Source organism: Pseudoalteromonas sp. 68 DY56-GL68 (genome assembly GCF_041414825.1).
GTDB lineage: Bacteria > Pseudomonadota > Gammaproteobacteria > Enterobacterales > Alteromonadaceae > Pseudoalteromonas.
Window position 1 is genome coordinate 273,283 of record NZ_JAOCZL010000006.1, and the last position, 25,814, is coordinate 299,096.

Below are 25,814 nucleotides of genomic sequence, written 5' to 3' on the forward strand. Positions count from 1 at the left end.
ACCTGCTAATTTTATTTTAATTTAAATTCATCTTAACCTGATGGTGATTGCGATACTATGACTATTTTTTAGCCTGTTAGATATATCCATAAAGCGCAAGACTAAAATTTTTCAAAAAAGCTATATATCTAATCCAAAATTCTGATATTTTATAGGTACAAAACACACAAGGAAAAAAGCGCTATGGATCAGCAAAAAACACATATCACTATCGATAACTCCACAACACTATTTGGTTTAAAAGTTCGCACTTGTAACAGTAATGAAATGAGTGGCCAAGGCGCTAAAATAGCGAGGTTATGGCAAGCGTTTTATGCCAATGTTGCGCCAAAATTATCTCCTGAAAGCCAAGTTTATGGTGTATACACACATTACGAGTCAGATGTTACGGGTGACTTTGATGTCTATGCTTGTACCAGTACCCCTGTACAATCAGCGAATACAGAATCAATAGACCTTGCAACGGGAAAATATCTTCGCTTTAGCGGTCAAGGAGCCATGCCTCAAACAGTTGTGGATGTATGGGGCCAAGTATGGCAATACTTTAGTAATGAGCACTGCCCATATATTCGCGCTTATAAAACTGACTATGAGTTTTACAAGAATAGTGAAGAGGTCGAGGTGTTTATTTCTGTAGAATAAATACCTCTAAGCTCCCTGCTATGACAAGCTTTTGGGAGCTTAATTGAAAAGCATTACTGTAGCTGTAAGCAATCAACGAAAAAGCGCTCACTATTATGCGCACCTCCCCATAGACAACTTTGAAGAGGGCTCATTTGACCATCAGCATAAGTAAAGTGATGCTTTCGATCTTTTAACACTAACAGTGGCCCATCCAAATCGACATAACGAGCTTGTGATGCAAGTAATGAGGCTGGCGCCATCGCTAGAGAACTGCCCACCATACAACCAAGCATTATATCAAATCCCATCTCTTGGGCTTTGCTGGCTAACGAACAGGCTTGAGTTAATCCTCCTGTTTTATCGAGTTTAATATTGACAACTTGATATCGTCCCTGCAAATAAGGAAGATCATTTTCAGTATGGCATGATTCATCAGCACAAAGAGGGATTGGCGATGTAAAGTTAATCAGTTGCTCATCCTCACCAGCGGGTAGAGGTTGCTCAATTAGTACAACATTAAGTGCTTTTAGCACCTCTACATTCTCTTCTAAATCACGAAAGCACCAATCTTCGTTTGCATCTACGATAAACTGACTATGAGGCGCTGCGTTTGCAATAGCCGTCATCCTAGCAATGATGTCTTGTTTATCTAGTTTTACTTTCACTAGAGGAGGGGAATTCATCGCTAATACAGCCTCTTGCATGGCTTTTGGTGTATCAATGCTAAGTGTATGCGCGCAAATACTCGTTATACTGGTTTTACTCAATATTTCTGCAACTGGTCGTGCACTTTGTTTGGCCTGAAGATCCCACATAGCACAATCTAGTGCATTACGGGCAGCACCAGCGGGGAGTGTATTAATTAACTCAGAAAGTTCCATTTTGCGAGTGAAGGAACGATCACAAAACAATGCTTTAATTTGTTTTGTCGATGTATTTATTGATTCATCATAACGCGCATAGGGGACCGATTCAGCCCAGCCGTAAAATTCTTTGTCTGCAATCACAACCACAATCACATCAGCGCTCTTTTTTGTTCCTCTAGAAATTTTAAAGTCTGATTTCAATGGTATTGATTGATGAAAAACAGAGACAGTGTAAACGCTCGACAACGTTTCTAAGGATATATTGAACAATCTTTCTGTTAGCATAAGTTGGCCACTATTGAATCGACGCCATCACGTAAGGGATCAACACATGGCACACCAAATGTCTGACTCAGACGCTCACAAATTTCACTTCCTTGTTCAATACTAACACTGGATGTATTAACGGAAATACCGACTACCTGAACATCAGGGTTCGTTAATTTTGCCGCAGCAATATTTAACTCTATCGTCGTTTCAATACTAGGAAAGGAAGTATGTGGTAAGCCACGCATATGGGTTCTATTTAAAGCATGACATATCACTAACGCATCAGGCTGAGAACCATGTAACAATCCCAAGCTAACGCCAGCAAAAGCAGGGTGTGACAGCGAACCTTGCCCTTCGATAATATCCCAATGAGTTTCCTCTGCATCAGGACTTAATGATTCCGCAGCACCGGATATAAAATCAGCAATAACGCAATCTATCGCTACACCACTGCCTGAGATTAAAATTCCGCATTGTCCCGTAGCCCTAAAGTCGACATCTATATTTTGTTCTTTCATCGCTTTCTCTAGGCTTAAGCTTGTATACATTTTACCTACAGAGCAATCTGTTCCCACAGTAAGTAATCGCTTACCTTTGCGTTTATATCCCTTGCCTGTTGCAAATGCTGTACTTGGATGACGAATATCCAATAAGTTTGTATTGTACTTTTGCGAAAGACTGACCAGCTCATCAAAGTTAGTGAGCTTATCGTGAAGCCCACTTACGATGTTCATTCCGTGCTCTATTGCCTCACTAATAATTGGCAACCACTTTTTGTCTAACACACCACCACTATTAGCAAAACCTAGAACGAATGTTTTTGCACCTAACTTAGCAGCTTCACAGATGCTACATTGATTGAGGCCAGTACTGACTGTACAACCGTTAACGCTCAGCTCGCCTACACAAAGTTCAGCGCGCCAATCAGCTAAACTTTGTGCCATTTTAATTGAGAGTTTATCGGTCGCATCACCGATAAATAGTAAATAAGGAGGCTTAATTTGCATAATATATCTCTAATTTAGAAAGAAAAATTGACTAAACAGAGCATATTATTTTTTAAAATTTAGAAAAGAATGAAGAATTATTGCACCTATAACCTATGTTTATAGCCAGACAAAATACCCTTTAAATACAATTAGATAACTCATTTAAAAAGGCATCTAAAACATGTGATAAAACTTTATTTTCTAAATGAAGAGCACTCACGTTGAAAAATAAAGGAGGACTGAATGAGGCGATAGCAATGTCATCTGACAAGTTTCCCATAGCAGTATACTTATCAACGATACATACACCCACTCCCTGTGCTACCAAGCGTGCAGCAATAAAGTAAGTTTGCACTTTAATTGTAGAGTCCAGTACGATATTTTCCTCAAGCATGCGCTTCCACAACAGGTGCCCTAAAGGTCCACTATCACTTATATCAATAAATTCTGCTCCTTCAAGTTCCTGAAAAGTCAGCTGCGCAGGTATAGATGGAAATAAACGTTTAGGAAATACCGCAACCAGCTCTGACTGTGCAATTTTAATAGCTTTAACGCCTGGCATCGCACTCGGCGAAAAAACAACAGCCAAATCGCACTTATGCTCAAGTAATGCTTGCAATGCTTCATTGTTATGAATCGTCTGCACATTAAAGTTAACTTTTGGATACGCGTGATGATACTTTGCTATTGCACAGGGAAGTGCATCGAAACCTAAGGCAGGTGTAACACTTAAATTTATATTGCCAAACTCAGCTTTTTTTATATTTTCAGCTGTGTTTTTAATCGACCGCATTTGCTGATAAATTTTGTCAACTTCGTTGAATAGCATCGACGCCTCCTCCGTTGGAATGAGACGTCCCTTTACCCGCTCAAATAACTTAAAACCTAATTGCATCTCCGCATGCGATAAAACTTTACTAACCGAGGGTTGTGATACATGTAAAGCTTTAGCGGCATTCGTTATTGAACCCGTTGTATAGATTGCATGGAACACTTCGATATGTCGCAGTCGCATTTATTAACTCCCAAAGTTAGGCAAAAAAGTAAACAGTCAAAGTCCAAAGTAAACCTGCCAGACCAGCTGCGATTGATGCAGGAACAAGCTGCGACTTAACATGATCCATCAGATCACACCCAGTGGTCATAGCGCTTAAAATCGTTGTATCTGAGATAGGTGAGCACTGATCACCAAATACGCTCCCATTTAAAACCGCAGCAAAGCATACAGCCATAAATAACTCTGGATGTGCGAGTTCTTGTGATTGACTAATAGCCCAAGCGAGTGGCATTGCTAAAGGAAATGCGACAGCATAGGTTCCCCAACTTGTGCCTGTTGAAAAAGCTATTGCGAGCGTGATCAGCTGTAGAAGTATTGGCAGCAACCAAAAGGGCAAACCATCCCCAAGTAAAGATACAAGATACAAACCTCCACCTATTTGTTTACTAATGGTTCCTATAATAACCGCAAGCATTAAAATAACAGAGGCAACAACAACCCCCTTTAGGCCTGTTGCAAACCCGTCCATCAGGTCACTTAACGACATACCTTTACACAACGCAATAAACGCAGACATTAATAACGCAACCCCAAATGCCCAATTAACTTCAGGCGTACCACTGTATAAAAAAGTAATTATGGCGATACTAATCAAACTTATCAAAGGCAATAAAAACTCTAATACATGTGGCGAGTAATGAGAAGGGACATGGGTTTGCTGTAACTCTTTTGCACTCAATGGTGTTGCATCTGGGGCATCAAGCTGTCCTGTTGATAATGCGCGTTGATGAGCATCTCTAATCCGCTTGCCAGAAAAACGCGTAATATTCATGCTCAACAAAAATGTGCCTAAAACGGCGAAAAAACTATAAAAACTAAATGGAATACTTGAGAAGAAAAATTTAATTCGCTCTGATTCTGTGGCAAGAAAAGAAACCCCAGGTACAAAAATTAGCGCTTGAATATAAGCAGGCCATGCATTAAATGCGAGGATTGATGCAATAGGGGAGGCTGTTGAATCAACAATATAGCTCATTTCTTCATGGCTCACTTTTGCTTTATCAGCAAGGGGGCGCACTGTGGTGCCAACTAAGGTTGTACTCATGGTACCGCCTTGAAAGAAAATAACGCCTAAAAACCATGAAATCAACTTGGCTGAGCGCTGCCCTTTCACAAAGTGCTTGGTCATAAAGTTTGCAAACGCTTGAGCCGCCCCAGTTCGAGACCAGATACCAATCAACCCGCCTAATAACCACAAGTAAAGTAATAACAAAGCGGCGCTACTTTCAGTTGCTAAATTCACAATGATAACGTCATTGGTTAAGTCGTAGTGACCAAGTAATAAAGCCCCAACAACAATGCCACTAAATAGAGACGTAAGTGGCTCTTTGGTAATCAAACACAATAAAATGGTGACAAATGCAGGCAGCAGTGACCATAAGCCATAATGAAAGGCAGGTTTTAGTAAGCGTACCTCGCCATCATCAGTCATAACCCATTGCTCTTTTAAACTCGGCGTTTGTTTACTCGCATCTAAAGAGGCTTGATTTAAAGGTGAGTCTTGATATGCCACAACTGAGTTTATAGTAACTTCTTTTCCTTTATAAATATAAGCATACTGATTATGCTCAGTTTGATATGTATCATATAAATAAGATTGCTCTAACCATGTTGGAGTGACAAAAAAGTTCACATACAGTGCACTTGCAATGGCACTTAAAAGGATCAGAAAGGGTAAAAGTTTATTGTTGCTTATCATTTTATTGTCTTTTTTTGAAATGCAAATGAACACCCAACTTGAGCCCGAAGTCGAACGCTTGGGGCTCAAAAATGCACACTATCTGGGCGATACGAATAACTTTGAAAAGAATAAGCTATTTAAAAATAGCTTCTCTGTTCCATAAAAGTAGCCTCTAAAGTTTGGATCATCGGCAAATAAAATAACACTTCCTTTTCCTAACCTTTGTGCAACTAAACTTGTTTTTCCTGCTAGTTGCTGTTGATTTTCAACTGAAGCAAACCCTGTTAATAACGGTTTTTGAGCTATCTGTACAATAGACGCGTAAGGGTTTTTTGGCATTTCAAACGCCAGTAAGCCACTTCGGTGACTGGCAATCTCTCTTCTTACATAACCGTATCCAAGCGGGTGGGTAATGTCTAAGTCTCCTAACATGACTGCACCACCAATAATATCTTGCGCTTCAAGGTGTGACTTCTGGGCATAATTGATTCTTTCTCGCTGATTCTCAATACCCGGGCTAATCTCGACCGTAACAAGGTCTAGTAACTCTTTGCTGGCCCATTTTGCACCGTCAGCTATACCAATAAATGTCCCTCCCGAGCGGGTCCAAGTTAATAACTTATCGGTGGTTTTCTTATTAATATTTGCGTGTTGACCGTCAACAAGCACAATGTGGCTGTAGTTATTTAGATCTAACTTTTCTAACTGTGATTTAGTCACTAAAACACTAGGAATATTCATGCGCTTATCAAGAAGATGCCAAACTTCTCCAGCTTGATACTGTGAAATTGAAGGCCCAATAACAAGTAATACGTGAGGCTGTTCAATTGCTTCGATGTTATTACTCCCCAAATCCATGCCAATACTCTGAGTATGCGATGATTGCAATGCGTAGCTAGCTATCGCATCTTGCTCCGCAGCCTGGCTCATTAATGAATGTAATTTGCTTTTATCTTGATTCGATACAGGCACCACCACTGTACCGCGCATAAATGTTTTTTGCCCTTGGTCTGTTTCTGCTTGAAAGCCATTATTCGCAACACGGGGACGAAAACCTTCTTGCAGTAATTGATACATCAATTTAGGAGCGTAATAATTGCTCCATTCAAATGCATAAGCAACCTGAGCCTCGCTTGGGGAAGGTTGGCGAGGAAAAGTAACCGCAAGCACTTCACCTACTTGGTAATTACTTTGTTTAAGCTCTTCATATTCAATGCCAAAAGCTAACGGCATCGTCCAGCCAGATACATCATAAAATGTATTATTTTCAAAGCGCGTTACTTTTGAGAACAATCCCTTGAGCATGGGATAACTCGCTTGAGCTGATTCAACAACGTATGCTTGATTTGCAAAAAATGATTTACCGTTAACGGTTATGTCTTTTGTTAGGGGCTTAACGTCTATTTTATTGCGGCTAAGTAGCTGTAAGAAATGAAAGATCTTTGCAGGGTCTTCTGGTGCTGAAAATACATACCCTTTAACACTATCGTTCTTCGCGGTTTCTTTAGTTTCTTTAGAAAACTGATACTGATAATTAAGTAAGGCCTGTTTTTTGTCTACAGCATTATTAAGAAGCGCTAGGCCTACATGATAATACGTTTTAATATTTTCTCGAAATGACAACAGCCCTCTTGGTGTTTCCAAAACCCCAGCAGAACTGGCCTGTTCAAATAGAATACCTAAACTGCCGTATAAATGTGGATAAGTCGCTCCTTTACCAAGGTAGAAATTATCATAGGCCTCTTCATTAAAAAACAAAGTAGCAGCGCTATCTAGATACGCGCGAGGTTGCTCAACAACATCCGATAACAACCCCATAGCCTGCTTATTGATTAATGGATGAACCCTATCAGGTGCGCCTGGGTGAAAATAAAACGATTTATAAGAGCGCATTTCATGAAAATCAGCCACGATGTTTGGTCGCCAGTCATGGAACTTTTTCACCCAACTCACGGGCTCTGGGTGTTGCTGCAACATCCACTGCCGATTTAAATCAAACCAATAATGATTGGTTCTCCCTGACGGCCATGGAGAACCATGTAAAGCATGCACAGGGTCGCTAATAGCTACCTCTGATTGATAACGTAAATTCCAAGAGGCTTCACGACTATTGCCATCAGGGTTCATACTAGCTGTTAACAAAATAACGCTATTTTCTAATAGCTTTTCTATTTCTTTACCTTGTGCAGCTGCAAGGTGGTAGGCAATAGGTATCGCAGAGTCTGTTGAGCTTACTTCACTGCCATGAACACCAAAGTTAATCCAACTTATCACTGGCATATTTGTAGTATTTAATGCATTACCTTGCTGTAAAAGCATATGCTTTTGCTGGATTTCGGGCAGCTTTTTTAGGTTTGCTGGCGAGCTAATTGTCAAAGTAATTATTGGCCTGCGTTCGTGACTATAGCCAATTACTTCAAAACTAACGCGTTCTGATTGTTCCGATAACATCTTAAAGTAAGCAACTAACTGATCATTACGAACCATTTGCTCACCTAGTTGATGACCCAAAAAGTTCTCTGGGGAAATTATATCTGTATTAAAATTCGTTGCTGGACTATAAAAGTTGCTCGCGGCGCTAGAGAACACATAACAAGAAGAAAACATGATGAGACAACAGAAAAGCGCCTTAAAAAACATTTTCATAATGACTACCTTAGTGATTGATTTTGTCGAATAGTTTGGCCTGCCAATACATTTAACACTTTGCCATTATCAATAGCTAACTGGCCGTTTATCAGCATCCATTGCACACCAGAACTTAGCTTTTCTGGGTTTAAATAATCTGCATTAGCAGCAAATTTTTCTTTATCAAAAATAACAATATCAGCGACATTTCCCACAACTAATTTTCCTCGATTAGTTAAACCAAATGTCTCTGCGGTTAGCGTGCTGCTTTTATGTATAAACTCAGCTAGATTTAGCCATTTTTTTTGATAAACATATTCATGATATTTTTTTGGGAAAGAGGCGTACTTTCTTGGGTGACCAGGGCTGCCATCGGATGAAGTCATCACCCATGGAGCTTGCATATACGCTTTAATATCGTCCTCAGACATATTAAAACTGGCAACCCGCGCATTACCTGAAATAATTATTTTTTTTGCTGCGTCAATTGTATCCAACTGCCAGTCTTCAGCGATTTGAGCCAGTGTCTTGCCACGTATATCAGGGCGCGTAGGGTCACTTATCAATAAAGAATCAGCGCCGCCTCTTCGCCTTAAGTTTTCTAACATGGCTGTACGAATTGCAGGCCATTGCGAAGCGTCTTGTAATCTCGCTAAATACTCTTCTTTGCTACCGGCAAGCACTTCACGTGGTACTAAACTACCCGCAACACTGGTTCCTGAGGCTCGCCAAGGATACTGATCCGCAGACACCTTAATTCCCCGCGCTCTCGCATTATCTATAAGTTTAATAACTTGCTCACTTTCTCCCCACACGTCGGTTCCTAACGCCTTAATGTGAGCGATGTGAACGGGCAACCTTGCTTCTTCACCAATTGTTATAACTTCTTCAATAGCGCCTATAAGACCAATACTGTAAGAGCTTTCATCACGAATATGGCTATCATAAACACCACCATGCTCTGCTGCGACTTTAGCCAGCTCAATAACCTCCTCGGTTGTCGCATAGTTACCAGGCACATAATAAAGCCCTGTTGATAAACCCAATGCTCCCGCGTTCATTGCCTCTTTTACAAGCTCTCTCATTTGCTCAAGCTCGCTGTTGCTTGGCGCGCGATTTACGCGTCCCATTACCGCCTTACGGACTGAACCATGACCAACATAAAGCCCAACATTGGTGCCAATACCTTGCTGCTGGTATTCTTGCAATGTTCCCGCAACATTAACATCGCCACCACCATCGACGTTACAGAATACGGTGCTGACACCTTGCGTTAAGTAGTTTGCATTTAGATTTGTCAGCCCACCTTTAAAATCGTTACACGCATGTGTATGAGGGTCAATAAAACCAGGTGCGATGATAAAATCTTGCGCGTTAATTGTCTTTTTTGCTTTGATATCAGTAGGTAGATGTTTTTGAAGGAAGACTATATTGCCTTTATCAATACCAATCACACCAGAAAACGGAGTTTCAGATGCTCCGCTATAAATAACCTCTCCAATAATAATTGTGTCGATAGATTGCGGGGTTCCCTTAGTACAACCCGCCAGTAAAATAACACTCGCGATGATGCTTGTTAGTTTATTAATTCGCATTTTTTATCCCATAAAGCAGATGAGAAGCACACAACTTCTCATCTAATTGAATGATTATTTATTCAAAACTAAAACTAAAGTTAGCGTATAAATAACGTCCCTCTGCATTGTGCAAGCTTGCGTTATAACCGTATGTTTCATCTGCTAGAGGTGGCTCTCTATCAAACATATTTCGCATACCTAAACGAACGCGAGTACCAGAATCAAACGTGTATTGACCATACACGTTAAAAGTACTCCAACTACTTACATGCCAATATTCACCGGTTTCATCATGAACGGCGCTCGTATCATAAAAATCACCAACATATTTACCATACAAGCCTGCTCCCCAATTGTTATAGCGCCAAGTTAAAGTACCGGTTGCTTGCCACTGAGGACGGCCGTCCATTTGAATTAAATCGCCCACATCTTCAAGAGGTAAACCTAATGCAGCTAACTTTGCCGATTCACTATCAACACTTTGATATGCTTTTAGTAATTTTGCCGCGTTAAGTTTTATATCAAAATCACCAAAGTCAGTATCAGCTAAGCGATAGTTGATGCTTAAATCGAGGCCCTCAGTAACACGAGAGTCTAAGTTTTCATATAAACCAACAACTTCAACCATGTCGCCTACCGCAGCCAAACCAGAACCGTCAAAAAAAGCGATATCATCAGCAGTTGCCTGTGAGCGAATAACATTTGGGTTAGCTGCGCCATTTAAACGGTAGAAATAATCTAAGTCAGCGATATTTTGATAGGAGCGTATACCGATCAGGTCTTCTTGTTCTATACGCCAAAAGTCGGCTGTAAGCGTTAGGTTGTCAATAAATTCGGGTGTATAAACTAGGCCTAATCCATAGTTGTAATCATTTTCTGGTTTTAGTTTTGTGTTCCCTAAGCGAATATTAGAGACGCTGTCGCTGCCATTACATTCACTTAAGTTGCTCAACTCCCCTTTATTTATTCGCGCTTGGCATCGATAGTAATCTGTTGGGTAATTAACACGAGTTGTACTGGCGGTATGAAGTTGCTCAAGATTAGGAGCTCTAAAACCTTCTGAGTAAGAGCCTCGTACTTGTAAACTAGAGGTAGGATACCAGCTGAGTACTGCTTTTGGCTTAAATACACTTCCTACATCATTGTACTGCTCAAAGCGACCAGCAAGCTGAAAGTTAAGCTTCTCGACTAGAGGGATTTCCATTTCAGGACTGATCAGCGCTCCTGCAAACTCAACGAACGCCGACGCTACATTACGTGAACCATCAGCATTTGGTTGACCACTAGAGCCCATAACATCAGAAGCATAATTACTCCCCGTTACAGTATCTGTGTAGGTTATAGTGCCATTTAATCTGTCATCATAAGTGTTTGCGAAACTTTCATAACGCCACTCAGCTCCCATTGCTATACCAACATCACCAGCTGGTAGTGAAAATAAAGCAGGATTCGACACTTTAAAATCGACTAATGCGAGTTCTGTTTCACCCTCACGACTGATATCGATTAAAAAGCTATCAATCGTCTCTTGAGAGTTACAAGATGCATTACAAAAAGGGTTATATGCAGAGCTGTCTTGGCGGTTTACACTGTCTTGAAAGAGACTTAAACTTATACGGTTATTCGTTTTATCAACTGTTTTAGCTTTGGAATAAAGTACCGCACTGTCCCAACTCCATGCATCAAGATCACCTCGGGCACCCGCTAAAGCACGATAAGATTTATTGTCCACATTAATCCCTCTAGCACCAGCATCAACAACACGGTAAGCATCAATAGTGACATCGAGTCCTTGTGCGGGAATGCCAAAACCAGACACTTGATTAATACCATTCCCTAGCGGGTTCCAATATGCATCACTTGAGATTGTCACCGGTGCAGAGGTTAACGTAGCGGTTTCACCTCGCTGTGAGTTTGACTCGGCTTGGTAATAACCTAGTTCACTGTATAACTCGGTACCTGAGCTTAGTTCATGATTAATAAAAACAAATGAATTTAACCGTTCAGTTTCAGGAATAAGCGTACGGCTACTATTGGTGTTATAACCTTGAGTGTCACTTGAAATGCTGCCACTATCAATGCACAAGCCATTGCTTAATACACATCGCTGATTTGAATCACTGGCATCCACATCTTCGATATGAAACCGTCCGGCTGAACTTGTCAGGCCGTCGACTGCTTGACTCGCATCAAAACGTCCCCAGGGAGTTGTTGTTGAGTTATTTCTAAAGTTAGAATCTCCCTCCCAACGCGTGCCCTCTAAGAATGGTCTTAAATCATTATTGCGTGAAAACTTCGTTTCTGAAGCCATAACCTCAGAACCATGATAGTAATTAACTGAGGCTGTTATATTGGTCGAACCATCATTAACATCCCAGCCAGCTAGCGCATTTAAATTGAGCTTTTCACGACTCGTATTTTCAGCCTGGCCATACTGCATATCAAAACGGTAACCGCTAAAATCCTTTTTCATTTGCGTATTAACGACCCCTGCAACCGCATCGGAGCCATAAATAGCAGCAGCGCCATCATGTAAAACTTCAACAGCATCAATCCCCATTACTGGAATCGAATTCATATTAACGGTCGTTACTGGCACTGAGTTTTCTGTTTGCGAGCCTGGGTGTTGTACCAAACGTCGCCCATTCAATAATACAAGTGTGTTACCCGTACCAATACTACGTAAGTTAATTGATGCTACATCCCCTCGTGACGCATACACACCACTCACTACATCGTTACCATTAAAACTTACTGTTCCATTACTAGGTATCGATGCAAACAGCTCACTTCCTGAAGTCGCGCCAATTGCGTCAACATCATCAGAATCAATAACAGACACAGGGAGTGCCCCCTCAATATTAGCCCCTTTGATCATTGAGCCAACGACACTGATAATCTCTAATTCTTCATTTTCAGGTGTCTTAACTTGTTTATTGTCAGCTTGCTGTGCTGCAACCTCAGATATATGGAGTAGATTAAGAGCAATTAATAAGGATAAACTGACTTTATTTAATGGGTATTTTGTTATCTTTTGCGAAGGCATTTTCTTCATCCTGTTTTATATTTTTAATTATTCCATTCATTACCTTGCACAATTAACTTAACCTAAACAATTGACAAAAAAGCTTTAAATCATAGCCTTGGGTTATAGGCTGAAACTATTGGATAAATGTTCTAACTTTAAGCTGTTCTAAAGAAAATCTAATGAGGTAAAGCAAAATCTTTGAATAGTGATTTGTTACCAAGATGAACAAGTAAAAACCAAAAAGTGAGAAGACGTTAAGAAAGCGGTGATATGAATTTTAACTCTCGTCGTATCTGTAAACCCCCATTACAAAAACTAAATAAGCCGCATCAAGCGGCTTTCTTTATTTATATTGAGTGAATGCTAATTGCTCAGCTTTCGCGTAAGCATTGGTAAGTGAACGCTGATGTCTATCATCTTTAAACTCTTGGTATTCACAGGCAATTTCGTCAATTTTATCGACTCCTAAATACTGACTTAAGGTGCGAAGGTGAGGCACCAAATGACTCATATGTTCACGTATTCCACCTTGTTCAAAACCAAATTCTCCAGTGGAGGTAATGATCACTAATCGTTTCCCTTTAAGTAGCGGTTTTAGAGGAAAATCTCCTCGTTCTAAATCAAAATCAAAGGTTTCGTTAATTCTTACAATTTGATCAAACCATGCTTTTAATTGTGCTGGCATGCCGTAATTATACATAGGCGTTGATATCACAATAGTGTCGGCTTTTGCCACTTCACCAATCAGCTCGTCAGATTCAGCTAGCAGTGTCTGCTGCTGTATAGTCCTTTTTTGAACATTGGTGAACACAGCCTCTATCCAAGCTTGAGTAATAAAAGAGGGAGGATGTATCCCTACATCACGATAGATATACTCAGCTATAGCATTATTTTTTTGTAAGGTATCAATATAATATTTAGCAATATTTTTAGAAATAGAGTTATGATTTGGATTATCATTTTTCACTTCACGTACACTAGCATCAATGTGTAAAAGAGTAGTCATAATTAAAACCTTATTAGTTAATGTATAGATATCATCAACAAATTGAGACGTTTTAGCAAACGAGTTAAAATTCACTATAAATAAGTTTTACTCAGCTATTAATATAAGTGAGTTTAGTTATGCATATATCATTACAAGCTTTAAAAGCCTTTGAATCAGCAGCCCGCCTTGGAAGCTTTAAAGCTGCGGCAACTGAACTTGCCATTACGCCCACAGCGGTTTCACACCACATCGCAAATCTAGAAAGCCGGTTAAATACTGATTTATTTCATCGCGAAGTGAGAAAGATAACTTTAACTACATCAGGAGAGTACCTGAGTCAAAACACAACTAGCGGCTTTAAACTTATTTTTGCGGCAATTGAACAGTTGAGCCAAGCAAATAACCAAGTACGCATCACCACAACATCTTCTCTAGCAGCCCTAAGAATAATACCCGCTTTAGAAGAGCTGAATAACGCAAAACCACATTTACGACTTGATATATCAACTAGTGAAACTTTAGATAAGCAACTGCATACCCTGCCTGTTCGACTAGGAAATAGTGAGGAAGTAAACAAAGCAGATATCATCAAATATGAGCGCTATGATATGTTTGCGGCAAACGCACAACAAAGCGCTCCTAGGCTTGATAAACAGATTACTTTATATACAAGCCAATGGAAAAATAATGCCCTTCCAGCCCCACCATTAACGCAGTGGCTTAAAATAAATAACCTAAGTGATTCATGTTTCAAGGTAAAAACATTTGATCAAGAGCTGTTTGGAATAAACCAGGTACTCGCCAATAAAGGTGTGGTGTTTTGCTCAAAAACCTTAGTACAACCTTATCTAGATGCGGGCTTACTAACATCATTTAATAACCAAGAAGTTGAATCAAAACTGTGTTACTACATTCCCGAAAAGTCTCGCTTCGAAACATCTACACATAAAGTTGTGATTGAATGGCTTGAGCAGTTACTAACTTAATGATGTAAAAGTAAACATCATTTAAGTTACTATTGATTACAAAGTTTTTTAATGAACCATAAAAAGCTGCTAGAAACAGAATTAGTTAATTGATTTAACGCCTATTTGTAGCTTTGCTTTTCGTCATTACTGAGCCATACCAAAATGATTAAAAGCCCCATCTAGCGCACTGCGAACGGATTGTTTTGCGTTTTGTTCATGGTCAGCTCCTTTGTTGATGTGGTACTGCCAGGTAAGGTCGTTTGGTGCATGCTTTTGAAGAACATTCACTAAGCCATTAAATGCACCGGTTATGGTTGGATTCTCATCACCACCTAATGTGACATAAAAATAGTGAGTGTTGCCTGCTGTATTAGGTAAGCTTTTACTGAACTGTTTTACGACAACATTATCGTCATACCAAGCCGCAGGGCTAAAAGCAAAGTATGCATTAAATAACTCTGGTTTAGTAACCATGGTATATAACACAAAGCTACCTCCTGCCGAAAACCCTGTAAGTGTGCGCTGCCCGCTAATACGATACGTTCCCTCTAAGTAAGGTAATAACTCTGTTTCTATAAACTTTAAAAATACATCAGCTTTACCAAATATTTCTCGCTGATTTTGATTAAACGGGCGCGCTTTTATCGCCACATCCTTACGAGCGTAAGGTGGCACTAAATCACGATTTCGAGTGTCATGCCAAAACAGGTTAGGGATGGCCACTAGAATAACCTTATTCTTGTCATCGGTGCTTTCAAAAATACTTAAAGCGTCATCCCAAGTATCAAGGTTAAAGTTGCCGTCAGTTTTAATTATGAGCGGATAAGCTTTGTTAGGGTTGTAGTCTTTGGGCAAGCGAATGAAAACTCTGCGCATTTCTGCAAGCGCGTTCGACTTGATATCTATATCAATAAAGCGTGAGCTATAGTGCTGTTGATACTTAACTCCAACATAAACCACAGCAGACAAGATTAAAAAGAACATCAATAACACTATGTAACGAAATCGTACACTCAAAAAAGCCATATCATATTCCTAGTCAACAAGTGTAATAACGCTACCTTAGCTTTATGACCAAGTTAATCAGGGATTTGTAACTGAATATTATAAAACTAAATACCCTTAAAACTTCTCGCATATTTCATGGGCTAAACGGTGAATCCTAGGCGCTGAAATGAAAGAAATAACCCCAGCAGCAGGCCACGCTAAAAACCAAGCAGACATCCAATACGAAGTGTAGTTTTCAACTAAACCCATATTAATAAATGTGACCCATGCAGACATGAAAAATGTGAGTACGAAAGACATAATTATGGCGAAAATAAAACGATGCTTCATCTAAATTTATCCTTAGTTGAGTTTAAGAGATGTTTTAGACTACTGACTTTCACATTTGTGGTATACCATGATTATTAATAACCTTATTTGCAAATATGAAAAACAAGAATGTTAGATAATCTAAAGATCTTTATTGCAGTTGCTGAACAGCAAAGTTTGACATCTGGGGCTGAGCATTTAGGTATGACAATAGCAACCGTGTCTAGGCGCATAAGTGAACTAGAAGTCAAATTAGGGTGTGAACTATTTCACCGCTCAAATAAAGGGCTCAGCTTAACTCAAGCTGGTCAGGCGTACTACGATGAAACAGCTGACTTTGTACATGAATTAAACTCACGGCTTTCCAATTTAGAAAATACTTTGAACAGCTTAGAAGGTGAACTCAAGATAATGGCACCCACCAATATAGGTAGCGGGCCTCTCAATAACTTTTGGCGATCATTTGCTTTAAATAACCCTCATATTTCACTTAATATTTGCCTTGGAGATCCCGATAAAGATGTTATTGCTAATCAAGTCGATATTGCGATTCGCTCTGGCCCTCAACAAAACTCTTCATTGATACAAAAGAAATTAGGAAAAATACATTCAGTACTTGTGGTATCTCCTGACTATCAAAACTTGCTGCCTGAAACCATCAATCAACTCGACTTTCATCCTAGTATTGCGGCACAGTTATTCAAAAATTGGAAATTAGAAAAAGGACCAGAAAAATTTGTTTTATCTAAAAAACATGAACATATTAGCAATGATATGAATGTCACTTTGAACTTAGTGAAAGCCGGCGCAGGGATAGCCCTTTTGCCCATGAGCATAGTTCATGAAGATATAAAAAAAGGTAAACTTATTCAGGTTTTATCTCCTTGGGAGGGAGCGCAACGTGAAATATCACTTCTTTGGCCCCAAAAGCGTACTTTGTCGAAACGAGCTCTTAAATTTAAAGAAGAGCTAATTGCTTTTTTAGCAGAGCAGCCTTGGTTCGATATGACTCCATAGTTAATTACAAATAGCTTGTAACGGGGGTTTACAGTTTGCATAAAAAACCGCAGCTTAAGTGCATAAGCTGCGGTTTATTACTGAAGCATATTTACTTGTTAAGTAAGTGTTTTTCGAAGAAGTTAGCCATCATAGTGTGGTAGTGCAGGGTTGTGCCTTCACCTTCACGTAGGCTGTGAGAACGGTTCGGGTAAGAGAAAAACTCGAACTGTTTATTGTGCTTAATTAATTCGTTAATTAAGCGCTCTGAACCTTGGTAGTGAACGTTATCATCTCCAGTTCCGTGGATCAGTAGCAATTTACCTTGCAGGTCTTTTGCAAAAGTGATCGGAGACGTGTTGTCGTAACTTTCAGGATCGGTATTTGGGTTACCCGCATAGCGCTCTTGGTAGATAGTATCGTACAAGCGAATATCTGGCACAGGGGCTGAGGCAATCCCCACTTTATATTTATCACCATGGCGGAATAACAAATTAAGCGTTGAACTACCGCCACCTGAGTGACCCCATACACCAACACGGTCGGTATCAATAACATTCCAACGTTTTGCCATTGCATCAAGGGCGTCAACTTGGTCACGCACGGTAATAGAGCCTATTTTTTTGTAGATAGACTTACGCCAATCTCTGCCTTTTGGTGCGCGCGTGCCGCGGTTATCAACTGAGGCAACAATAAAGCCTTGCTGAGTTAAGTACGATTTGTATAAGTAACTGTTACCTTCCCAGCGGTCTTGTACTGTTGAGCCCCATGGCTCACCATAAACATAGAAAACGATTGGGTATTTTTTGCTTTTATCCATATTCGCTGGGAACATGATGTAGCCATCAAGCTCAACACCATCACGGGCATTAACTGTAAAGAACTCGTGAGTCGGTAATTGCTCAGTCGCTAATTTCTCTTTTAATGCTTTGTTCTCAACTAAGGTTTTCACATTACTGTGATCGCTTACTTTGATGATCTCTTTCATTGGTGGGGTGCCAAATTTAGAGAAGGTATGCATTGCCCAAGAGGTATCTTTAGACATGTAATAGCTGTTTGAACCATCAAATGACGCTGGCGTTACGCGCACTGGTTTAGAGCTGCCATCTAGCGAGGTACGGAATAAATAACGCTGGCCTGGATCATCCGGTGATGCAGTAAAGTACATAACGTTTTTATCTTCGTTGAGCGCTAACATATCAATGATGTCGTACTCGCCCGGTGTTAAATCAACAACCGTTTTGCCATCGCGAGATACACGGTACAAATGGCGCCAGCCATCACGCTCACTGTGCCAAATAAAGAACTTACCGTCTTTTGACCAATTAGCTTTATAAAACCACTCAATAAAGGCATCGTCTTTATCTTCAAGAATTTTAGTCAGCTGTTGTTTTTGCCAGTCGAATAACCAAACCTTGTTGTGGCTTTGCGGGCGGTTAAGATCTTGGATCATCAATGATTCACCAGTGCCTGCCCAGCTAATACGTGGAATATAACGATCGCGATTATCGCCACCTAGTTCAGCCCAACGGGTTTTCTTGTCGCTAAGACTTACCACACCCACTTTAACCGCAGAGTTCATTTCGCCAGCTTTTGGATACGGAAATTCTTTAAGGGTAGGGTAGAGATCATCGGTGTTATTGATCATCGTGAAGTATTTCACGCCACTGGTATCAAGCTGCCAATAGGCAATTGATTTGTTGTCTGGACTCCAGCGGAAACCATCACGAATGGTAAATTCTTCTTCGTATACCCAGTCAAAATTACCATTAACAAGGGTGTCGTTACCGTCAGTGGTTAAAGCAGTCACTGCTTTGCTGCCCACTTTTTCCATATAGATGTTGTTATCACGCACGTAAGCGACTTTTGAGCTATCTGGTGAGAACTTAGCAAACATCAGCTTTTTCGCTTCAATGTTTTCGCCACCTAACTGATATAGCGAATCAGTTTCGAGATTTAAAAGCCAAAAATCACCGCGGCTACGTGAGCGCCACACTTGCTCGCCATTGGTAAAAACCATCAGCCATTTACCATCTTTAGACCATTGGTAGCTTTCAACGGTGAGTGGCTCTTTATCACCTTTGGGAATTAATTTTTCGTAGTTAACAAGTACCTTACGACCCGTTCCATCGGCGTTATAAAACACAATATCATTGCCTTTTACGCCATGCTCATCGTCTTTAGCTTTATCGTCTTGGTTGTTTTTATCGCTTTCGCGCTCTTCAAGTACGGTGTAGCCAGTACCATCATCGAGCCACGTAAAATAGGTGCTACGCTCAGCTTTAAAGTCTTTTTCTTTATAAATTTGTTCAAGCGAGAGCGGATTAGCCGTTGCGTTCACTGTTGCTGATGGCGTGTTCGCTTGCTCTGTACTAGAGCATGCTTGCAAACCTAAACCCGCAACCACAGCAAACGCAAGGGTTGATGTTTTTATTAAGTTCATTTTTGTTATCCCTTGGTTTTAACCAATCAAGCGTAACAAATTAACTTAATAAAATCTTAACATTTATCGTGAAAACAATGTGTTTAAACTTAAAATCACGCGTTCCACAAGAACATACTGGCTTGCTTGTTAGCAATACTTAGTTCGTAAATATCACTACAGGAGCGCATTGCCGCACCATAGCAAACATGTAATGGCAATAAGTGTTCTTCACGAGGATGACTAAACCGCGCCGCGGGGGCCATTTGCCATTCTAATAACTTAGCTTGTCGCTGTTGTTCACTCAGCTCAGTATTGCCACATACATCAACTAACCATTGCTCAAAAGCCATATTTTGCGCTTTAATTTCAGCGGTTTCAGGGGTGAAAAATGCGCGCATATTATGAAAAGTAAAGCCAGAACCAATGATCAATAAATTATCGTAATCAAGCTGTTGTAAAGCCTCACCTATTGCCAAGTGTAAGCTTGGCTCAAGGCTTGGATGTAACGACAATTGCACACAAGGTATATCTGCTTCTGGATACATAATCTTCAAAGGCACATACATACCGTGATCAAAGCCACGAGATGGGTTTAATGTGCTATCGATATTAGCTTTTGCCAATGCCTGATGTACTTTTTCGGCAAGGGCTGGTTCACCTGGGCTTGGGTACTCAATACTGTAAGCACGCTCAGGAAAACCATAGTAATCATAAATTAACTCAGGAGCAGCACTCGAAGTAATGCTAATTGGGTTCGCTTCCCAGTGCGCACTCACCATCAAAATAGCTGACGGCTTTTGAATTTTTGCAGCAATAGATTGCAAACACGTAACCATATCGGCATGACTTGGATCGCCAAGTAAAGGCATAGGACCGCCGCCATGAGAAACAAATAAAACGCGTGGCTTTTGCATAAATGTGCTCCTTAAATACGCTTTCTTTTCATACCAATTCGCTTTTAACTATGGTGCACGCACAGAGATACAATAACCAGCCACAAAAACGCACAACTAGGGTGTGAATTTACACACTGAAAATTTGTAAGTACTAACTTATACCAATTCGCTTAATAAAGTGGTCTATTTTGAGGCAATAAAACCTTGTTGCTAACAAGGCAAAAATTTTGTTATTTAGTTGTGCTCGGCAATTGCTCCTGCATTGCTCTACCTTCTGCATCCATGCAGTCGTAAATCAGAAATTTTTAACGCAGGTAGCGACAGGTTTAATCCCTCAAAATGATTAAGTATTATTGCGGATTGGTATGAGATGCCAAGCTACGTTCATGGCAGGGACTTGCCCTTTTAAGCCACCTTCGAGAGGCTCTTTACACAGTAATGTCAGTTGATAAAAAGCATCGTAGTGCTGATGTAGCTCATCGGCGACTACACTAAACGGCGGACCCGAAAACTCACTTTGCTGATACTCAAATACCACCACTAATTGTTTAGCTCTATTGGTTAATTCAAGTAAATGCTGGGTATAGCGAATGCGTACAGGCTTTGGCAGCGCAACTAAGGCGGCACGGTCATAAACCGCGTTGATAGTGCCAAGTTCATTCGCGGTCAGTGCAAAGATATCACCTACCCAAACGGTTAGATTTGCGCCTTGGTAACGTAATAGCTCGCCGTGTTGGCTGATTTCGGGTTCTAGTTTTAACTCATCAAATAATTGCTTAATGGCAATCTCACTAAGCTCAGCCCCAACAACACGCATACCTTGCGCTAGCAAATAATGAATGTCGTGAGTTTTACCGCACAGTGGCACGAAAACAGTATCACCTTGTTGTAAATTCAAGTTAGTAAAATACTGATCTAGATAACGGTTAACCTCTCCTTCATGAAAACCTATTTCGTTATTTTCCCAACGTTGATGCCAATGCTTTGCGTCCATTACTTACTCCTAAATAAATTGAATGAATTGAGCTGATAAATATAATCCGACACCAAAAAGTAGGTGAGTTACACTACTCTTTAAGCGGGCTTGAAATGGGTTTGCGGTTTTCGTAGCCATTATCCCCATCCCTAAAGCTGGCTGCATAACAAAAAATGGCATAGATACGCTAGCTAATCCAAATATACATGCAGCGATTAAGGTGGGCTGTTCAAGCCAAGCAATACCGACCAGTAATATAAATAGAAACGAAAATAAAACACCAATAAAGTAGTGTAAGCACCAGCCAAACACGCACTCAAAATGCTTAACAGGGCTAGCTGCTATATTCTGGTGCATAAACTTTCCATCTAATAACACCAAGCCCCAACGGCCAACTAAACAAAAGTTTAATGAAGGTACCTTAAACACTTTAGCTAGCAAAAAAGCATAAAGATCAATGAACAAAGTCGCCGCTATGCCTACAAAAGTTATCACATAAATATCATTAACACTCATAATTAGATGCTCTTAAATGATTTAATAAAAGGCATGATATCTAATTGCAAAAGTGCTAAAAATAGCAAGATAAACAAACAATGATTGCATTAATGAGAACATGATTGACGATATTGCTCTATTCATACAGATTGTTAAACAAGGCGGCCTAAGTAATGCGGCTGAGAGCTTGTCGCTGCCTACCGCAACTGTATCGAGACGCTTACAGCGACTTGAGCAACGCCTAGGTGAGCAGCTTTTAAATCGCTCGGCAAGGCAATGCACGTTAACGCAAGCAGGGGAGGTGTATTTTCAAAGTTATGTTGAATTAATTGAGCAATTTGAACAAACCCATCGCCAGCTTAATGAGCAAAAAGCACAATTGTCAGGAAAGCTTAAAGTTTTAGCACCTCTGAATATTAGTCATGGTTTCTTAAAGCCAATGTGGCTCGCATTTACTAAACAGTTCCCTGATATTCAACTTGAGCTACTGCTTAATAATCAACTTGAAGATCTCAGTAAAAGCCAAGCTGATATAGCAATACGAGTAGGGCCGCAGGATGATTCTATGCTCCATCAAAAAAAGTTAGGCAGTGTTGATACCTTATTTGTAAGTACTAAAGCATACCTTGAATCGGCACCTGCCATAGAAGAGCCTGCTGATTTGAAACAGCATAGATTAATTGGTACCACGTTGAGAAATAAATGGCAGTTAACCAATACACAAACGAATGCAACTTATACTCACATGTGCCGATTTGCTACCACTTTTAACGATACTGGATTTGTAAAATACTTAGTTTGTGATGAGCAAGGTATCGCCTTGTTACCTCGGTTTGAGGTTATAGATGAATTAAAATCTCAACAGCTAGTTCAAGTACTGCCACACTGGCGAGGGGAAAACCGCGACATTTATGCTATCTGGCCAAGCGCTCGTTTACTGAGTAAAAAGGCTGCCTGTTTAAAACAGTTTATAACCGACTATATTGCTGAACAATTATAAAGTCTGCCATTGATATTCCATCTGTTTGGCGGTCAGTAGGGCGTGTTCGTAACTAATAAACTCAGCGATTAACGCTAGGCTCATATCAATGCCAGCAGAAATTCCCCCTGAGCTGGTAAACTTACCGTCGGTGACCCAACGAGTATCTGCAATCACATTGAGATCAGAAAACATAGCAGCCAGCTCAAGTTGATCTTGCCAATGAGTCGTGACATTTTTACCGTTTAAAAGCCCAGTTTTAGCAAGCAAAAACGCCCCCGTACAAACACTCGCAACACGCTTGGTGTTAGTGGCAGTGTGTTTTAACCAAGTAATAACCTCTGCTTTTTCGAGCTCTTGAGTATGGTCACCACCAACCACAACAAGGAGATCAAGCAAAGGGCAGTCAGCAAAGCTGTAATGGGGGTTTACACTATAACCACCACGGGCAATTACAGGCCTATCACTTTCAGCAATTAAAGCTACTTGCCAGTCATTATTCGCTAGACGCTTGGCAGTACTAAACACCTCAAACGGACCTGAGAAATCAAGCACTTCGGCATCATCATAGATGTAAATTCCAATATTCATACAATTGTTCCCATTATATGGATTTATTTCTCAAGTAAAAAAACGTACTATGCCATTTTTGCAGTTCGTTAATGACATATTATTAAATTGCGCACTGTATACAAACAAAACTTCAAGGCATTGTTAATGCGTTTTTTATTATTATTGAGCGTGCTGCTGGTTGGTTGTAAAACAACACAGCAAAGCGTTGTTGAAATTAGTGAAGTATCGTCGGGCACTATTTATTTTCAGGGCGAAACATCAAAGCAAAATGTTGAAAAGTTTGAACAATTATTAGTAAATAGCGATCAGCAAATCAACACCTTAATTATTAATAGCGAAGGTGGTGATGTGATGGCAGGTCTCCATTTCGGAGGCTTAGTTCATGAGTATCAACTCGATATTGTGGTACGCGAGCTTTGTGCATCGTCGTGTGCCAACTATGTACTTACCGCCAGTCCACATGTACTTGTTGAGGAACAAGCCGTTATAGGCTGGCATGGCGGCTCATTACAGCCATTATACGTGCCAATGGATCAGCCACCCGAGGTCGCTAGCTATATAGCAAAATGGCAAACCGCAGAGCGACAATTTTTCGAGATCATTAATGTAGAACAGGCGGTTACTATCATAGGTATGATGCCTGGTATTACCGAGAAACGTGATTCTGCTATTTATAGTTACGACGCGCAAACCCTAAAGCGTTTAGGGTTACATATCGAGTTTGCAGGTGCGCAAACTGGAATGTCAGCAAGTGGCGAAAAACTAGCGCAGGTATTCGAACTTGAAGAATCAGTACTTAACCACTTTTTGATGCTCAACGATATTGTTTCAGCAGAACTTATTAATTAATAAGTTCTGCTGACGTTAGCTTTTTTGTATCGCATTTAATCTAACTCTAAGTGGGCTTTTTCAACAGTTTCCGCGGGTAGCTCTTTTTGAACAGAAACCCCCAGTTCTTTGAACTCAGAGGCTTGCTTAATTAAGTTTCCTTTACCACGATACAGCTGAGAAAACGCTTTGTCGTAGCTTTCTTTGGCGCGGTCTAATTGCTTACCGACCCCTTCCATACTGGTTAGGAAACCATTGAGCTTGTTGTAAAAACGCTCAGCACGGGCGGCAAGCTCTTTTGAGAATTTAGTTTGCTCTTCAAAGCGCCACAGTTGTTTTACGATGTTCAAGCTAGTCAATAAGGTCGTTGGAGTAGCAACTAAGATGTTTTTTTCGATAGCTTGTTGATATATATCACTTTGATATTTAAGCGCTTCAACAAAAGCCGACTCTATCGGCACAAACATGATCACCACTTCGGGAGAGTTAATACCCGGCAGTCTATCGTAGGCTTTGCTTGCTAACTCGTTTATACGTGATTGCACCGCCGTGACATGCTCTTTGAGCGCTTGCTGCGCCTCAAGCTCTGTGTCGGCATTTACATAGCGTGTATACGCGTTTAATGAGGTTTTAGCATCGATAACTAAATGACGTTGCTGAGGTAAATACACCACAACATCAGGGCGTAAACGGCCATCTTCGGTGTTAAACGACACTTCACGTTGATAATCTATACCTGCACGTAGCCCAGCGCTGTCGAGTACATTTTCAAGCATTAACTCACCCCAATTACCTTGGGTTTTCTTTTGTCCTTGTAATGCGGTGCTCAGCCTATCGGCTTGTTCAGTGATAGCTTGGCTTTTAGCCTGTAAATGCAATAACTCAGTTTTTAGCGCTGCACGCTGCTTTAGATCTTCAACGTGGATCAATTCCATCTTATCGCGAAAGCCTTTTAGCTCACCTTGAACCGGTTTTAGTAGCTGCTCAATACTCTCTTGATTTAAGGTTTTGAAACGCTGCGATTTTTCTTCAAGGATTTGATTAGCGAGATTTTCAAACTCTTTTTTGAGTTGCTCTTTGCTTTCTTTGATATGACTAAGCTGCTCTTTAAAATGCAGCTCTTTTTGTTCTATAGTACTTCGTAGGGTACTTAAATCAACATCCCGCTGATTAAGTGCAGCTTTAGTATCAGCAAGCTCAGCTTCAACTTGACGCCAAAACTGGTTGTATTGTTGTGCTTGCTTTTCTTGTTCTACAAAGCGGGTTTTAAAGTGTTGAGACTCATCACGTTGTTCAGCGTAATCTTGCTGTAACTGGGAAAGCGTAAGCTGGCTTTGTTCAAGTTGCAGCTGCTTTTGTTCTAAATGATTTTGTTGGATTTGCTGACTATTTTGCAGTTCGGTTAACTGATTTTTTAAGCGACTTTTTTGTAGGGCAAAAATAACACCACTTGCAACAGCACCTACAGCAGCACCAAGCACACCACTTTGCCAATTAATCTGTGCAATTAGCTCTGTAATCATAACGAAAACTCAATAACTTAAAGACACATCATCATAACGAATTAGCGCTCAGCAGAGTAGGGGGTTTAGGCATAAAAAAAGCCAGCTCAAGGTGAGCTGGCTCTAACATTACTAAAATTTAGTAACC

At 40.4% G+C, this 25,814-nt stretch carries 21 protein-coding genes; 5 read left to right on the forward strand and 16 right to left on the reverse strand.

Features of this window, described 5'->3' with window-relative positions; all coding sequences use genetic code 11:
- Positions 1–183 precede the first annotated feature (183 nt).
- Entirely contained in the window at positions 184–642 is a 459-nt protein-coding gene (locus NYF15_RS01990; protein WP_371352599.1) for a GyrI-like domain-containing protein, read from the forward strand.
- Between the two features lie 53 nt (positions 643–695).
- On the opposite strand, the gene dgcA is transcribed toward NYF15_RS01990, so the two are convergent.
- From dgcA to NYF15_RS02030, 8 genes are all read right to left on the reverse strand, one after another.
- Positions 696–1,775: an L-Ala-D/L-Glu epimerase DgcA gene (gene dgcA, locus NYF15_RS01995; RefSeq protein WP_371352600.1), complete on the reverse strand. Its 1,080-nt coding sequence runs from the start codon at positions 1,773–1,775 to the stop codon at positions 696–698.
- On the reverse strand, positions 1,769–2,767 hold the full coding sequence (gene dgcN, locus NYF15_RS02000) for an N-acetyltransferase DgcN (RefSeq protein WP_371352601.1): 999 nt from the start codon (positions 2,765–2,767) through the stop codon (positions 1,769–1,771). Before dgcN ends, dgcA begins: the two co-directional genes overlap by 7 nt.
- A 121-nt stretch (positions 2,768–2,888) precedes the next feature.
- Complete coding sequence (gene dgcR, locus NYF15_RS02005) at positions 2,889–3,764, reverse strand: LysR family transcriptional regulator DgcR (RefSeq protein WP_062567850.1); 876 nt, start codon at positions 3,762–3,764, stop codon at positions 2,889–2,891.
- A gap of 16 nt (positions 3,765–3,780) precedes the next feature.
- Positions 3,781–5,505, reverse strand: a complete 1,725-nt coding sequence (locus NYF15_RS02010) for a Na+/H+ antiporter NhaC family protein (protein WP_130152037.1) — start codon at positions 5,503–5,505, stop codon at positions 3,781–3,783.
- 78 nt (positions 5,506–5,583) lie between these two features.
- Complete coding sequence (locus tag NYF15_RS02015; RefSeq protein WP_371352602.1) at positions 5,584–7,974, reverse strand: M14 family zinc carboxypeptidase; 2,391 nt, start codon at positions 7,972–7,974, stop codon at positions 5,584–5,586.
- Between the two features lie 164 nt (positions 7,975–8,138).
- Positions 8,139–9,710 (reverse strand): amidohydrolase family protein, encoded by a 1,572-nt coding sequence (locus tag NYF15_RS02020; protein WP_371352603.1) that lies wholly within the window; start codon positions 9,708–9,710, stop codon positions 8,139–8,141.
- 58 nt (positions 9,711–9,768) lie between these two features.
- Positions 9,769–12,738, reverse strand: coding sequence for a TonB-dependent receptor domain-containing protein (locus tag NYF15_RS02025; RefSeq protein ID WP_371352604.1), 2,970 nt, complete (start codon positions 12,736–12,738; stop codon positions 9,769–9,771).
- A 325-nt stretch (positions 12,739–13,063) separates the two neighbouring features.
- Positions 13,064–13,726 (reverse strand): FMN-dependent NADH-azoreductase, encoded by a 663-nt coding sequence (locus tag NYF15_RS02030; RefSeq protein ID WP_371352605.1) that lies wholly within the window; start codon positions 13,724–13,726, stop codon positions 13,064–13,066.
- A gap of 119 nt (positions 13,727–13,845) precedes the next feature.
- On the opposite strand from NYF15_RS02030, the gene NYF15_RS02035 reads away from it, so the two are divergent.
- Positions 13,846–14,694: a LysR family transcriptional regulator gene (locus NYF15_RS02035; RefSeq protein ID WP_371352606.1), complete on the forward strand. Its 849-nt coding sequence runs from the start codon at positions 13,846–13,848 to the stop codon at positions 14,692–14,694.
- A 126-nt stretch (positions 14,695–14,820) separates the two neighbouring features.
- Here NYF15_RS02035 and NYF15_RS02040 read toward each other — a convergent pair whose 3' ends face one another.
- Together NYF15_RS02040 and NYF15_RS02045 are read right to left on the reverse strand one after the other, a co-directional pair.
- Positions 14,821–15,702, reverse strand: coding sequence for an alpha/beta hydrolase (locus NYF15_RS02040; protein ID WP_371352607.1), 882 nt, complete (start codon positions 15,700–15,702; stop codon positions 14,821–14,823).
- A gap of 96 nt (positions 15,703–15,798) precedes the next feature.
- Positions 15,799–16,014: a DUF2798 domain-containing protein gene (locus NYF15_RS02045; RefSeq protein ID WP_371352608.1), complete on the reverse strand. Its 216-nt coding sequence runs from the start codon at positions 16,012–16,014 to the stop codon at positions 15,799–15,801.
- A gap of 108 nt (positions 16,015–16,122) precedes the next feature.
- Here NYF15_RS02045 and NYF15_RS02050 point away from each other — a divergent pair, with 108 nt between their 5' ends.
- Entirely contained in the window at positions 16,123–17,010 is an 888-nt protein-coding gene (locus NYF15_RS02050) for a LysR family transcriptional regulator (protein WP_371352609.1), read from the forward strand.
- A 91-nt stretch (positions 17,011–17,101) separates the two neighbouring features.
- On the opposite strand, the gene NYF15_RS02055 is transcribed toward NYF15_RS02050, so the two are convergent.
- From NYF15_RS02055 to NYF15_RS02070, 4 genes are all read right to left on the reverse strand, one after another.
- Entirely contained in the window at positions 17,102–19,432 is a 2,331-nt protein-coding gene (locus NYF15_RS02055; RefSeq protein WP_371352610.1) for a S9 family peptidase, read from the reverse strand.
- A gap of 95 nt (positions 19,433–19,527) precedes the next feature.
- The gene (locus NYF15_RS02060; protein ID WP_371352611.1) at positions 19,528–20,328 is read right to left on the reverse strand and encodes a class III extradiol ring-cleavage dioxygenase; all 801 of its coding nucleotides are present in this window, start codon (positions 20,326–20,328) and stop codon (positions 19,528–19,530) included.
- A 325-nt stretch (positions 20,329–20,653) separates the two neighbouring features.
- The gene (gene tmpT, locus NYF15_RS02065) at positions 20,654–21,304 is read right to left on the reverse strand and encodes a thiopurine S-methyltransferase (protein ID WP_371352612.1); all 651 of its coding nucleotides are present in this window, start codon (positions 21,302–21,304) and stop codon (positions 20,654–20,656) included.
- A gap of 9 nt (positions 21,305–21,313) precedes the next feature.
- Positions 21,314–21,802: a DUF2938 domain-containing protein gene (locus NYF15_RS02070; RefSeq protein ID WP_371352613.1), complete on the reverse strand. Its 489-nt coding sequence runs from the start codon at positions 21,800–21,802 to the stop codon at positions 21,314–21,316.
- Positions 21,803–21,902: 100 nt separating this feature from the next.
- Here NYF15_RS02070 and NYF15_RS02075 point away from each other — a divergent pair, with 100 nt between their 5' ends.
- Positions 21,903–22,784: a LysR family transcriptional regulator gene (locus NYF15_RS02075; protein WP_371352614.1), complete on the forward strand. Its 882-nt coding sequence runs from the start codon at positions 21,903–21,905 to the stop codon at positions 22,782–22,784.
- Here the strand turns inward: NYF15_RS02075 and NYF15_RS02080 are convergent.
- Complete coding sequence (locus tag NYF15_RS02080; protein WP_371352615.1) at positions 22,779–23,354, reverse strand: DJ-1/PfpI family protein; 576 nt, start codon at positions 23,352–23,354, stop codon at positions 22,779–22,781. The genes NYF15_RS02075 and NYF15_RS02080 overlap by 6 nt on opposite strands.
- A 126-nt stretch (positions 23,355–23,480) precedes the next feature.
- On the opposite strand from NYF15_RS02080, the gene NYF15_RS02085 reads away from it, so the two are divergent.
- On the forward strand, positions 23,481–24,185 hold the full coding sequence (locus NYF15_RS02085) for a hypothetical protein (protein WP_371352616.1): 705 nt from the start codon (positions 23,481–23,483) through the stop codon (positions 24,183–24,185).
- Positions 24,186–24,220: 35 nt separating this feature from the next.
- Here NYF15_RS02085 and rmuC read toward each other — a convergent pair whose 3' ends face one another.
- The gene (gene rmuC, locus NYF15_RS02090) at positions 24,221–25,687 is read right to left on the reverse strand and encodes a DNA recombination protein RmuC (protein ID WP_371352617.1); all 1,467 of its coding nucleotides are present in this window, start codon (positions 25,685–25,687) and stop codon (positions 24,221–24,223) included.
- Between the last annotated feature and the right edge of the window lie 127 nt (positions 25,688–25,814).